Source organism: Methylobacterium amylolyticum, assembly GCF_030700245.1.
In the GTDB taxonomy this organism is placed as follows: Bacteria; Pseudomonadota; Alphaproteobacteria; order Rhizobiales; family Beijerinckiaceae; genus Methylobacterium.
This window is the reverse complement of record NZ_JAUYZI010000089.1, coordinates 1-12,252: the sequence shown is the minus strand read 5'-3', so window position 1 is coordinate 12,252 and position 12,252 is coordinate 1. Positions and strand designations below refer to the sequence as shown.

Genomic DNA, 12,252 nt, shown 5'->3' with positions numbered 1-12,252 from the left:
GCGGGCATCACCGGCTCGCTGGAGCTGATGCAGACCCGCATCGGCCAGGGCCGGCTCAAGGACGTCGACCGCTACATGGCCGCCGCGCAAGGCGCCGCCCAGCGCGCCGCCGCCCTCACCCACCGCCTGCTCGCCTTCTCCCGCCGCCAGACGCTCGACCCCCGCGCCACCGACGTCAACCGCCTGGTCGCCGGCATGGAGGAGCTGATCCGCCGCACCGTCGGCCCGGCCGTGCGCATCGAGACCGATCCCGACCCCGACCTGTGGCCGGCGCTGGTCGACCCGCACCAGCTCGAGAACGCGCTGCTCAACCTCTGCCTCAACGCCCGCGACGCCATGCCCGAGGGCGGCCGCATCACCATCGTCACCGCCAACCGCCGCCTCGACGAAGCCGCCGCCCGCGCCGGGGACGTCCCGGCCGGCGACGCGATCCCGCCGGGGGCGTACCTGTCGCTGTGCGTGGCCGACACCGGCACGGGGATGAGCCCGGAGGTGGTGGCGCGCGCCTTCGACCCGTTCTTCACCACCAAGCCGACCGGCCAGGGCACGGGGCTGGGCCTGTCGATGATCTACGGCTTCGCCCGGCAGTCGGGCGGGCAGGTGCGGATCGCCTCGACGCCCGGGCGGGGGACGCGGGTGTGCCTGTACCTGCCGCGCCACGACGGCCCGGCGGAGGCGGCGGCCGCCGTGGCCGGCCCGGGGGCGGCGCCGCGCGCCGAGCGGGGGGAGACGGTCCTGGTGGTGGACGACGAGCCGACGGTGCGGATGCTGGTGACCGAGGTTCTGGAGGATCTGGGCTACACGGCGATCGAGGCGGGCGACAGCGCGGCGGGGTTGCGGGTGCTGCACTCGGACGTGCGGGTCGACCTCTTGGTGACCGATGTCGGCCTGCCCGGGGGCATGAACGGCCGGCAGATGGCCGATGCCGGCCGCGCCCGCCGCCCCGCCCTCAAGGTCCTGTTCATCACCGGATACGCCGACACCGCGGCGGTGCGGGACGGGCAGTTGGAGCCGGGCATGGCGGTGCTGACCAAGCCGTTCGCCGTGGAGACGCTCGGCCTGCGCATCCGCGAGATGATCGGCCGGGCGTGAACCGGTCGGTTCGCGCAGCGGGCTCTCCAGGTCCGCCTATGCGCCTTGACTTCGAGCGCACTCGAAGCCCCAGCCTCGGATGCGTCGAGTCGAGAGCAGGGGTTCATGAGGATCGGGGAGCTGGCACGGCGTTCGGGTCTCACCGCCCACACCATCCGCTATTACGAGCGGATCGGGCTGCTGCCCTATGCCGACCGGGACTCGTCGCGCCACCGTGACTACGACGCATCGATCCTCGCCTGGATCCAGTTCCTCGGCCGCCTGAAGGCGACCGGGATGCCGATTCGGGACATGCTGCGCTACGCAGCCTTGCGGGAACGCGGCGTCGAGACGGAAGCGGAGCGCCGGGACCTGCTGGTGCGCCACCGTGAGTCCGTTCGCCGTCATGCGGCCGACCTTCGAGACTGCCTCCTCGTCCTCGACGCGAAGATCGCCGGCTACGCCGACGCCGAGAAGAGGATTCAGGATCATGACGGTGTGTTCCCGGAATTCCGGCGAAAGCCGGCTGGAACGCGGGCGACGCGCGCTCGCTGAGATCGACGGCCATGCCGGGGAGGCCGTCGTGGCCGCGCTCGCGGACATCGCTCCCGATTTCGCGACCTACCTGATCGAGTTCCCGTTCGGCGACATCTACGCGCGCCCGGGCCTCGATCTCCGGGCGCGGGAGATCGCCACGATCGCGGCGCTCACCGCCATGGGCAATGCTGCGCCTCAGTTGAAGATCCACGTCCAAGCCGGCCTGAACGTCGGCCTGTCCCGGGCGGAGATCACCGAGGTCATCATGCAGATGGCCGTCTACGCGGGCTTTCCGGCGGCGCTGAATGGCCTGTTCGCGGCGAAGGCGGTGTTCGACGCCTGCCCGACGCGCGGCGAGAGCCAGCCCGTGTAGCCGTTCCGGGCGGCCGGCGCGGGCCGCCTCAAGGGCCCCCGGCCGCCTCCGGCCGGTTCGGGTCGGTGAGCTGGATCGTCCAGCTCTTCTGCTCGCCGGTATCGACCTCGAAGAAGCCGTTGCGGTCGTAGCCGCGGGCGAGGCAGTCCTCGATGCCGCGGATCGTGAACTCGGCGTCCCGGGTGCACATCAGCGAGCGCCCGCTCCACTCCCCGCCGCGCGTGTAGTCGACCGCGAAGACGTAGTAGAACCGCGCCGCGAGCGCCCCGCGCAGCAGGGTCTCGCAGGCCTTCGGGTTGAGGTCCCACCAGCCCTCCGTGACCCACCCTTGCGGGTCGCGGTAGCCCAGCGAGATCCCGACCTTGCTGGCGGTCTGGTTGCACAGGCGCAGGTCGGCCTTCGCCGGCGCTGCCCAGAGCAGCGCGAGGCCGGCAAGCGCGAGGCCGGAGAGCACTCGGCCATGCCCCGCGGCGGTCCGCACGAGACGCGACGCCAAGTCCGAAAAATCAGCCGACGAGGATGATGCGGCAGTCGTTGACATTGGTGCGGGTGGGGCCGGGGTTCACGAGGTCGCCCAGGGCCTCGAAGAAGGCGGTGGAGTCGTTCTGGTCGAGCATCGCGGCCGGATCGAGGCCGCGGGCCCGGGCGCGGGCCAGCGTCGTCGGGTCGACGAGGCCGCCGGCCGGGTCGGTGGCGAGCCCGCGGCCGCCGTCGGTGCCGTCGGTGTCGGCGCTGATGCCGGAGATGCCGGGCGTGCCGTCGAGCGCGATGGCGAGCGCCAGCGCGTATTCCTGGTTCGGTCCGCCATGGCCCTCGCCGCGGATGGTGACGGTGAGCTCGCCCCCAGAGATCAGCGCGACCCGCCGCCCGTAATCCCGGTAGCGCTTGGCCTGCACCGCGTGCTCGGCGGCGACCTCGCGGGCCTCGCCTTCGAGGTCGGAGCCGAGCATCACCGGCTCGTAGCCGGCCTCCCGGGCGACCGCGGCGGCGGCGTCGAGGGCGTCCTGCGGCTTGGCGACGATCCGGTACTCGGCCCGGGCGAAGGCGGGGTCCCCGGGCTTCGGGCTCTCGTTGTGCGGGTCGGCGAGGAGGCGCACGGCCGCCTCGGGCAGCGGGATGCCGCGGCGCTCGCAGATCGCGCGGGCTTCGGCCAGCGTCGAGGGGTCGGGCACCGTCGGGCCCGAGGCGATCACCGCGGGATCGTCGAAGGGCACGTCGGAGACGGCCAGCGTCAGGATCCGGCGGGCGTTGCGGGCGGCGAGCGCGAGGCGCCCGCCCTTGATCCGCGAGATGTGCTTGCGCACGGTGTTGATCTCGCCGATCGGCGCGCCCGAGCGCAGCATCGCCCGGGTGATCGCCTGCTTCTCGGTGAGGGTCAGGTCGCCGGCCGGGGCGATCCAGTTGGCCGAGCCGCCGCCTGAGAGCAGCACCAGCACCTCGTCGTCGGGACCGGCCGAGGTCGCGAGCCGCAGCGCCTCCTCGGTGGCGCGGATGCCGGCCTCGTCGGGGACCGGGTGGCCGGCCTCGACCATGCGGATGCCCGGCGCCTCCTGCCCGTAGCCGTGGCGCGCCACCGCCAGCCCGACGATCCGGTCGTCGCCGAGCCCGTGCTGCTCCCGGTAGAACCGGCTCGCCACCGCGCTCATGCTGCCCGCGGCCTTGCCGGCGGCCAGGATGATCAGCCGGCCCGGGGACGGGCTCGGCAGGTGGGCGGGCAGGCACAGGTCCGGGTGCGCGGCGCGGATGCCGGCGGTCAGCGCCCGGTCGAGGAGCGCGCGCTGCTCCAGGACGGCGGGCTCGGCCGTCGCCGCAGTGCTGTGTTCGGGGGCGGTCTCGGGCATGACGGCGGCGGGCTCCCTGGGGCCTCGGGTGGTTCGGGCCACTTTCTTGTGCGCCCCCGCCCCTCCCCGGGGCGGCGGGTCCGTTCCTTGCCGTGGGCGCACGATCCTTGATAGGTGCTGTGCCCGAGCCGGCCCGGCGCGGCAAGCGCCTTCGCGCCGACGGCCCGCAAGCCGGAGACCCGACCCCGCCGTGACCCGTCCGGACGAAGCGCGCCCCGTGTCCCCCCACCCGTGCGAGATCGTCCCCGGCGACCCGGCCTGCGGCCTCGTCCTGGCCTGCGACCACGCCTCGAACTTCGTGCCGCCGGACATCGAGCTCGGCGTGGCGGCCTCCGAGTTCGCCCGGCACATCGCCTACGACATCGGCGCGGCGGGGGTCACCCGGCGCCTCGCGCGGCTCCTCGGGGCGCCCGCGATCCTCACGAACTTCTCGCGGCTGATCATCGACCCGAACCGCGGCCGGGCCGACCCGACCCTGGTGATGCGCCTCTCCGACGGGGCGGTGGTGCCGGGCAACGCCCGGATCGACGCGGCCGGCAAGGCGGCGCGGATCGCCCGGTTCTACGCGCCGTTCGACGCGGCGATCGACGCGGCGGTGGCCGCGGCCGAGGCGGCGGGCCGGCCGCCGGCGATCGTCACGATCCACAGCTTCACCCCGTACTGGCGGGGCGTGCCCCGGCCCTGGCAGGTCGGGATCCTCTACGACCGCGACGAGCGGCTGAGCCGGCCGCTGATTGCCGCGCTCGCCGCCGACCCGGCCGGGCTCGATGTCGGCGACAACGAGCCCTACGGCGGCGGCCTGCCCGGCGACACGATCGACCGCCACGCCACCGCCCGGGGCCTGCCGAACGCGCTCGTCGAGATCCGCCAGGACCTGATCGCGGCCGACGCCGGCCAGGTGGCGTGGGCCGAGCGCTTCGCCCGGGTGCTGCGCCCGCTGATCGCGGCTTGATCCGCGGGCCCCGCACCCCGACCTCCTCCGCAAGGCCCCCGGAACGAGAGACGAGACGATGAGCGAGATCGACCGCGCGACGCAGACCGAGCTGGAGGCCGCGGTGTACCGCCGCCTCGTCGCCCACCTGCGCGGGCGCACCGACGTGCAGAACATCGACCTGATGAATCTGGCGGGCTTCTGCCGCAACTGCCTGTCGAACTGGCTGAAGGACGCCGCCGACGCGCAGGGGGTGCCGATGACCAAGGATGCGAGCCGCGAGGCGGTCTACGGCATGCCCTACGCGGCGTGGAAGGCGCAGCACCAGACCGAGGCGAGCCCGGAGCAGCGGGCGGCCTTCGGCGCGCGGCCCGAGGGACATTGAGGCGGGCGCGGATCGGGGCGGCTAAGGAACCGGTAAGCTTGCGCGCTTAACCAAGCCTGCGTGGGCGGCGGCATGCGCCGCGAACGGAGAGCCGCATGAACGCGCATTCCATGCCCAAGCAGGGCGATGTCTCCTCCGCCGAGGGCGTCGCCGCCGACGAGCTCAAGCAGTTCATCGAGCGGATCGAGCGCCTGGAGGAGGAGAAGGCCGGGATCATGGGCGACATCAAGGAGGTGTTCGCCGAGCTGAAGGGCCGGGGCTTCGACGCCAAGGCGGTGCGCAAGATCATCTCGATCCGCAAGCAGGACCATTCCGAGCGGCAGGAGCAGGAGGCGATCCTGGAATTGTACCTCCAGGCGCTGGGGATGGCGTAGGCGGCTCCGGCAGCGCGCCGAGACGGCCGAGGGCACCCGCGGGTGCCCTTATTTCATGCCCGCTTCGCAGCCATGCCCTCTTTGCCAGAGCCCGCCCCGGTCGCGTCCCTTAGCCGCGTCCCCCGGCCGCGCGCCGGATCCCGGGCCGGACCGCCGAAGACCTCGCGCCGCCCGCGCGGAGCGCACGCGCAGCCTCAGCCTTTAGTCCGCGGCGCCTGCCGCAAAACCGGGGCGGCGCCGGCGAAATACTGCGCAGGGCGTCCCGGCATCCACAGGGCGTGACGGCGCCGGGGGAACTTTGCGCGAAAGACCTTGACGGCCCCGAAACCTTCCTCTCAGAACGGAACGACCGCAACCGGAGCGCCACGGCGAAGGGCGCCCCGCGGCACGCACGCCTACCCTCCGCCGAAGCCGTCCCGGTCCGGCGTTCGAGGGCGCCGCGCGCGGACCACGAGCATCAGAGCCTGAACGATCGGGTCGCCGGCCGCGCCGCGCGCGGGCCCGGCATGGGAGAGGAAACGATGACGGTCACGAAACGCGCCTTCGTGGGCGCGCTGCTCTGCGCCACGGCCCTCGGCCTGACGCCCGCCCAGGCTGCCGATCCGATCAAGATCGGCCTCACCGGCCCCTACACCGGCGGCTCCTCCTCGATGGGCGTGTCGATGCGCGACGGCGCCAAGCTCGCCGCCGCCGAGATCAACAAGGCCGGCGGCGTGCTCGGCCGCCAGATCCAGCTCGTCGAGCGCGACGACGAGGCCAAGAACGAGGTCGGCGCCCAGGTCGCCCAGGAGCTGATCAACAAGGAGAAGGTCGTCGCCACCGTCGGCTTCATCAACACCGGCGTGGCGCTCGCCGCCCAGCGCTTCTACCAGGAAGCCGAGATCCCGGTGTTCAACAACGTCGCCACCGGCACGGTCATCACCAACCAGTTCAAGGAGCCGGACTACGACTCCAACTACGTCTTCCGGAACTCGGCCTACGACGTGCTCCAGGCCGGCATGATGGTCGACGAGGCGCTCGCCCAGGGCCACAAGAAGATCGCGGTGCTGGCCGACTCGACGAATTACGGCCAGCTCGGCCGCGAGGACATCGAGAAGTACCTCGCCGCCAAGTCGGTCAAGCCGGTGGCGGTCGAGAAGTTCAACATCAAGGACGTCGACATGACGGCCCAGTTGCTGAAGGCGCAGCAGGCCGGGGCCGACGTGATCCTCGCCTACGGGATCGGGCCGGAACTCGCCCAGATCGCCAACGGCATGGCCAAGCTCGGCTGGAAGGTGCCGATGATCACCTCGTGGCCCGCTTCGATGCAGAGCTTCATCGACATCGCCGGCACCAACGGCAACGGCGTGATCATGCCCCAGACCTTCATCGAGGATCAGACCCTGCCCAAGCGCAAGGCGTTCCTGGAGAGCTACTACAAGACCTACGGCGTGACGAAGATCCCGACCCCGGTGGCCGGCGCGCAGGGCTACGATTCGGTCTACCTGATTGCCGCGGCGATCAAGCAGGCCGGCACCACCGATGGGCCGAAGGTCCGCGCGGCCCTGGAGAACCTCAAGGAGAAGGTCGAGGGCGTGGTCACCACCTACGAGACCCCGTTCTCGGCCAAGGACCACAACGCGATCTCCCGCAACATGGTCGTGTTCGGCAAGGTCCAGGACGGCAAGATCGTCTACGCCAAGCCGGAGGACGCCAAGAACGCCGGCGTCGTCCGCACCAAGGAAAAGTCCTCCAACTGATCCTTTCCGGATCGGTGCCCCGGGCTCGGCCCGGGGCACGCCTCCGCCCGTCGGCCGCGTCGCCCGCGGCCTCGCCCGTTCCTGAGACGGCCTCCCGATGACCATCTTCCTGCAACTCGTGGCGTCCGGCGTCGCCGTCGGCATGATCTACGCCGCGATCGCCTTCGGCTATCAGCTCACCTTCGCCACGTCGAAGACCCTGAACTTCGGCCAGGGCGAGGCGCTGGCGCTCGGCGCCCTGTTCGGCCTCACCCTGGTGCCGTTCACCGGCTACTGGCTGATGATCCCCCTCGTCCTCGTGTTCGGCCTCGCGCTCGGCGCCGTCGTCGAGCGGCTGGCGGTGCGCCCGGCGATCAAGATCAAGTCCGAGTACGGGTGGATCATGGCCACCATCGCGCTGGGCATCATCTTCAAGAACGTCGCCGAGAACGTCTGGGGCCGCGACGACCTGAAGTTCCCCTCGCCGCTCCCCGAGACCGCGATCGAGATCGCCGGCATCCGCGTGCTGCCGATGGAGATCCTGATCGTCGCCGGCGCCCTGCTGATGATGGCCTGCGTCGAGATCTTCAACCGCAAGTCGATCTGGGGGAAGGCGGTGGTCGCCACCTCCAACGACATCGACGCCGCCGGCCTGATGGGCATCGACACCAAGCGCGTCATCACCCTGTCCTACTCGATCAGCGCGATGACCGCGGCCTTCGCGGGCGTGCTCGTCGCCCCGGTGACGCTGACCGGCGCCACGATGGGCGCGGTGCTGGCGCTCAAGGCCTTCGCGGTGGCGATCATCGGCGGCCTCGAATCCGGCCTGGGCGTCATCGTCGGCGGCCTGATCCTCGGCATCGCCGAGACGCTCACCGGCTTCTACATCTCGACCGGCTACAAGGACGTGCCGGGCCTGATCCTCCTCCTCGTCGTGCTCTCGATCCGCCCGGTCGGCCTGTTCGGCAAGGCCGTCATCAAGAAGGTCTGACCGCCATGGCGCACTCCGCCCTCGCGCCGGCCGCCCTGCCGGACGCGCCCGCCCGGTCGGGCCGCGGCCTCGGCCTCCTCGGCGCCCTGCTGCTCGCCGCCTTCCTCGCCGCCTTCCCGCTGGTGGTGACGAGCACCTACTACATCCACCTCGTCGTCGTGATCGCCATCTACGCGATCCTGATCCTCGGGCTCGACATCGTGGTCGGCTACACCGGCCAGGTGTCGCTCGGCCATGCCGGCCTGTTCGGCATCGGCGCCTACGCGGCGGCGGGCCTGTTCCTGCACTTCAAGATCGGCATCTGGCTCGGCCTCCTGGCCGGCATCGGGCTCACCGCCGCCTTCGGCGTGCTGCTGGCGGTGCCGGCGCTGCGGGTGACCGGACCCTACCTCGCGATGGTGACGCTGGCCTTCGGCACCATCATCCAGATCTTCATCAACGAGCTGACCCCGCTCACCAACGGCCCGCTCGGCATCACCCTGCCCCCGGCCCGGGTGCTCGACTTCTCCTTGATCGGCATGCAGGCCCCCTGGGGCGCGGCCGGGCGCAAGCTGGAGTTCTACTACCTCGTCTGCATCGCGCTGATGGCTACGATCCTGGTCGTCAACCGGGTGGTGCGCTCGCCGTTCGGGCGCGCCTTCGAGGCCCTGCGCGACTCGCCGATCGCCTGCGACTGCATGGGCGTCTCGGTCTACCGCTACAAGGTCTACGCCTTCGTGGTCTCGGCCGCGCTCGCCGGGCTCGCCGGCGCCCTGTTCGCGTGGTCGGAGCGCTACGTCGCGCCGAACTCCTACGGGTTCGAGCTGACGGTGCTGTTCCTGCTCGCGGTGACCATGGGCGGGCGCAAGTCCCGGGCCGGCCCGCTGATCGGCGCGGCGATCATCGTGCTGATGCCCAACATCCTCGCCGACATCCAGCTCGTGCGGATCATGGCCGGCGTCATCGCCGTGGCCGCGATCGCCGTCGGCGTGACGGCGTTCCTGCGCAAGCGGGAGAACCGGGGCGCCCTGATCGTGCCGGTGGTGCTGTGCATCCTGTCGTTCCCGGCGGCGCTGATGCTCGAGTCGGTGACCGACTACCGCCTCACCGTGTTCGGCCTGCTGATCCTGTTCGTGGTCTACTACCTGCCGGACGGCATCGTCGGCTGGCTGCGCCAGACCATTCCGGCGCTGCGGCCGGCCCACACGGCGGAGGGGCGCGACCTCTCGGCCGAGGGCGCGGCGCTGATCGCCCAGCGCGGCGACGCGGGCGCGGGCGCGCTCCTGAAGGTCGATCAGGCGCTGATGCAGTTCGGCGGTCTGAAGGCGCTGGCCGGCGTCGATCTCAGCGTGAAGCCGGGCACGATCCACGGGCTCATCGGCCCGAACGGCTCGGGCAAGAGCACGATGATGAACGTGCTCACCGGCATCTACAAACCCACCGCCGGCTCGGTCACGCTGGCGGTCGGCGGCGGACGGCGGATCGACGGGCGCACGCCCTCCGAGATCGCGCTGGCCGGCGTGGCGCGCACCTTCCAGAACGTGCAGCTCTTCCGCGAGATGACCGCGCTGGAGAACGTGCTGGTCGGCCTCCACCACACCTTCCGGGGCACGATCTTCGACGCGATCCTCGGCACGCCCCGGCGGCGGCGGGAGGAGCGAGCCGCGCGCGCCCGCGCCATGGCGATCCTCGACTTCGTCGGGCTCGGCGCCCTGGCGCAGGAGGAGGCGCGCAACCTCCCCTACGGCAAGCAGCGCCTCCTCGAGATCGGCCGGGCCCTGGCGCTCGACCCCGTTCTCCTGCTCCTCGACGAGCCGGCGGCGGGGCTCACCGCCCCGGACATCGCCGAGCTGATCGCGATCATCCGCAAGATCCGCGACGCCGGGATCACGGTGATCCTGATCGAGCACCACATGGACGTGGTCATGGGCCTGTGCGACCGCGTCAGCGTCCTCGACTTCGGCCACAAGATCGCCGAGGGCGGCGCCCGCGAGGTGCAGCAGGATCCGAAGGTGATCGAGGCCTATCTCGGCGCGCCGGGAGACGTTGAGGAGCCGGCCCATGCTTGAGGTCCAGGATCTGCACGCGGGCTACGGGCAGGTCGAGGTCCTGCACGGCCTCTCCTTCTCGGTGCCGAAGGGGCAGGTGGTCACGCTGATCGGCTCGAACGGCGCCGGCAAGACCACGACCATGCGGGCGCTGTCGGGGATGATCCGCCCCCGCGGCGGCACGATCCGCCTCAACGGGCGCGACATCGCCGGGCTCGACAGCCACGCGGTGGCCCGCGAGGGGCTGGCGCACTCGCCGGAGGGACGCCGCGTCTTCCCGACGCTGAGCGTCGAGGACAACCTGACGCTCGGCGCCTTCCCGCGTCTCACCGGTGCCCGGCCCAAGGGCGACGTCGCCGCCGACCGGGAGCGCGCCTTCACCCTGTTCCCGCGGCTCAGGGAGCGGCGCAACCAGCTCGCCGGCACCCTCTCGGGGGGCGAGCAGCAGATGCTGGCGATGGGCCGGGCGCTGATGCTGCGGCCGGACATCCTGCTGCTCGACGAGCCGTCGATGGGGCTCGCCCCCAAGCTCGTCGAGGAGGTATTCCGGATCATCCGCCAGCTCAAGGAGGAGCGGGTGACGATGCTGCTCGTCGAGCAGTTCGCCATGGCGGCTCTGGGCGTGGCCGACCACGCCTACGTGCTGGAGAACGGCCGCATCCGGTTCCAGGGCCCGGCCGCGCAGTTGAAGAGCGACCCGGCGGTGCGCGCGGCCTATCTCGGCGGGCATTGAGCGGGGCATTCCCCTCCCCACAAGGGCAGGGCTATCGCATTTGGCTGATGAGGTCGGCGAGGTAGTCGTCGTTCCATCCGGCCAACTGTCGTTTGGTGTGCAGGGAGCCCTTCGTGGCGTCCTGGCGGATCAGGCCGAGGGCGAGGCGGCGCAGCAGGGCGAGGTTCTGGGCGGTGACGGCGTTGCGGGTGAGGATGGCGTCCTCGCGGAAGGCGACGTCGAGCAGCCAGTGCTGGTGGTTCTCGATCGACCAGTGGGCGCGCACCACGCGCAGGACCTCGGCGGGGTCGAGCCGCTGCGAGAGGGCGACGTAGCGGGTCTGGGGCGGCTCGGCCTCGGCAGGGGCGTCCACGTGCGTGCTGCGGCGCAGGCCGTCGACCCGGGCGATGGCGCACAGGCCGGCGAAGCCGTAGCGTTCGGCCCAGCCCGGCACGGCCCGGACCCAGGCGCGGCGCTCCTCGTAGCGGCCGTGGGCGGTGTGGCTGGTGCGGACGGCCGTCTCGGCATCGGCCTCGCCCAGCAGCGCCTGGGCGGCCGCGTGCAGCGGGCCGCGGTTGCCCTTGAGGATCAGGGCGTAGGCTCCGCCCCGTTCCAGGATGGCGGCGGCCGTGGCGCGGTTGCCGTGCAGGGCGTCGGGCGTGACGACGGCATCGCGCAGGTCGAGCAGGGCGATGACCTCGCGCGCGGCGGTGACCTCGCTGCGGTTGCGGGCGTGGCGCTGGGCCAGGACGAGGCGCTGCTCGGCGGCCCAGGCGGTGACGAGGTGCAGCGGGGTCGAGCGCCCGGCGCTCTGGATGGCGCCGCGCAGGGACTTGCCGTCGAGGGCGACGATGCGCGGGCGGCCGGTGCCGTCGGGCTCGTCCTGCGCCGCTTGGTCCTGCGCCGCTTGGTCCAGGGCTTTGGCGAAGGCGGCCATGAAGGCGCGGAACGCGGCCTCGAAGGCGAGCGGGTCGAGCGCCTGGAACAGGCGGCTGAAGGTGTCGTGGCTGGGCGCGCCGTGGGCGAGGCGGACGAAGCGGCGCAGCAGCGGCAGCTTGGCCCGGGCGAAGGTGGCGATGTCGACGCAGGTCTGGGCGCCGCACAGCGTGGCGGCCAGGGCGACCAGCAGAACCTCGTCGAGCCGATGGCGGGCGTTGGCCGCCCGCGGGTCCGGCACCGCCGCGAACAATCCTTGCACGGCCAGCATCGATCGCCTCCTGCGTCTCAGGAGGCGTCAACGCATCGCCTTCAGCCCAGATCGAACCCCAAACAACCCATATGCAATCGCCCTG

The 12,252-nt window shown here is 71.9% G+C and carries 13 protein-coding genes; 10 read left to right on the top strand and 3 right to left on the bottom strand.

What is annotated here, in order from left to right:
- From Q8W71_RS31205 to Q8W71_RS31195, 3 genes are all read left to right on the top strand, one after another.
- On the top strand, positions 1–1,092 hold a 1,092-nt coding region (locus Q8W71_RS31205), incomplete at its 5' end, for an ATP-binding protein (protein WP_305529248.1).
- A 105-nt stretch (positions 1,093–1,197) separates the two neighbouring features.
- A complete protein-coding gene (locus Q8W71_RS31200; RefSeq protein ID WP_305529247.1) occupies positions 1,198–1,626 on the top strand; it encodes a MerR family transcriptional regulator in 429 nt (142 codons plus the stop codon).
- The gene (locus Q8W71_RS31195; RefSeq protein ID WP_305529246.1) at positions 1,562–1,981 is read left to right on the top strand and encodes a carboxymuconolactone decarboxylase family protein; all 420 of its coding nucleotides are present in this window, start codon (positions 1,562–1,564) and stop codon (positions 1,979–1,981) included. Before Q8W71_RS31200 ends, Q8W71_RS31195 begins: the two co-directional genes overlap by 65 nt.
- 28 nt (positions 1,982–2,009) lie before the next feature.
- Here Q8W71_RS31195 and Q8W71_RS31190 read toward each other — a convergent pair whose 3' ends face one another.
- Positions 2,010–2,522: a DUF1036 domain-containing protein gene (locus tag Q8W71_RS31190; protein WP_370875591.1), complete on the bottom strand. Its 513-nt coding sequence runs from the start codon at positions 2,520–2,522 to the stop codon at positions 2,010–2,012.
- Positions 2,488–3,822 (bottom strand): glycerate kinase type-2 family protein, encoded by a 1,335-nt coding sequence (locus Q8W71_RS31185; protein WP_305529245.1) that lies wholly within the window; start codon positions 3,820–3,822, stop codon positions 2,488–2,490. Before Q8W71_RS31185 ends, Q8W71_RS31190 begins: the two co-directional genes overlap by 35 nt.
- Before the next feature lie 190 nt (positions 3,823–4,012).
- On the opposite strand from Q8W71_RS31185, the gene Q8W71_RS31180 reads away from it, so the two are divergent.
- The 7 genes from Q8W71_RS31180 (at position 4,013) to Q8W71_RS31150 (ending at position 10,981) form a co-directional block, all read left to right on the top strand.
- Positions 4,013–4,774 (top strand): N-formylglutamate amidohydrolase, encoded by a 762-nt coding sequence (locus Q8W71_RS31180; RefSeq protein ID WP_305529244.1) that lies wholly within the window; start codon positions 4,013–4,015, stop codon positions 4,772–4,774.
- Between the two features lie 58 nt (positions 4,775–4,832).
- A complete protein-coding gene (locus Q8W71_RS31175) occupies positions 4,833–5,138 on the top strand; it encodes a DUF1244 domain-containing protein (RefSeq protein WP_305529243.1) in 306 nt (101 codons plus the stop codon).
- A 110-nt stretch (positions 5,139–5,248) separates the two neighbouring features.
- On the top strand, positions 5,249–5,512 hold the full coding sequence (locus Q8W71_RS31170) for a DUF2312 domain-containing protein (RefSeq protein ID WP_305529249.1): 264 nt from the start codon (positions 5,249–5,251) through the stop codon (positions 5,510–5,512).
- Positions 5,513–6,033: 521 nt separating this feature from the next.
- The gene (locus Q8W71_RS31165) at positions 6,034–7,251 is read left to right on the top strand and encodes an ABC transporter substrate-binding protein (protein WP_305529242.1); all 1,218 of its coding nucleotides are present in this window, start codon (positions 6,034–6,036) and stop codon (positions 7,249–7,251) included.
- 97 nt (positions 7,252–7,348) lie between these two features.
- Complete coding sequence (locus Q8W71_RS31160; RefSeq protein WP_305529241.1) at positions 7,349–8,221, top strand: branched-chain amino acid ABC transporter permease; 873 nt, start codon at positions 7,349–7,351, stop codon at positions 8,219–8,221.
- A 5-nt stretch (positions 8,222–8,226) separates the two neighbouring features.
- Complete coding sequence (locus tag Q8W71_RS31155) at positions 8,227–10,269, top strand: branched-chain amino acid ABC transporter ATP-binding protein/permease (RefSeq protein ID WP_305529240.1); 2,043 nt, start codon at positions 8,227–8,229, stop codon at positions 10,267–10,269.
- On the top strand, positions 10,262–10,981 hold the full coding sequence (locus Q8W71_RS31150) for an ABC transporter ATP-binding protein (RefSeq protein WP_305529239.1): 720 nt from the start codon (positions 10,262–10,264) through the stop codon (positions 10,979–10,981). The genes Q8W71_RS31155 and Q8W71_RS31150 overlap by 8 nt, the downstream gene beginning before the upstream one ends.
- A gap of 31 nt (positions 10,982–11,012) precedes the next feature.
- On the opposite strand, the gene Q8W71_RS31145 is transcribed toward Q8W71_RS31150, so the two are convergent.
- The gene (locus tag Q8W71_RS31145) at positions 11,013–12,167 is read right to left on the bottom strand and encodes an ISAs1 family transposase (protein ID WP_305525205.1); all 1,155 of its coding nucleotides are present in this window, start codon (positions 12,165–12,167) and stop codon (positions 11,013–11,015) included.
- Between the last annotated feature and the right edge of the window lie 85 nt (positions 12,168–12,252).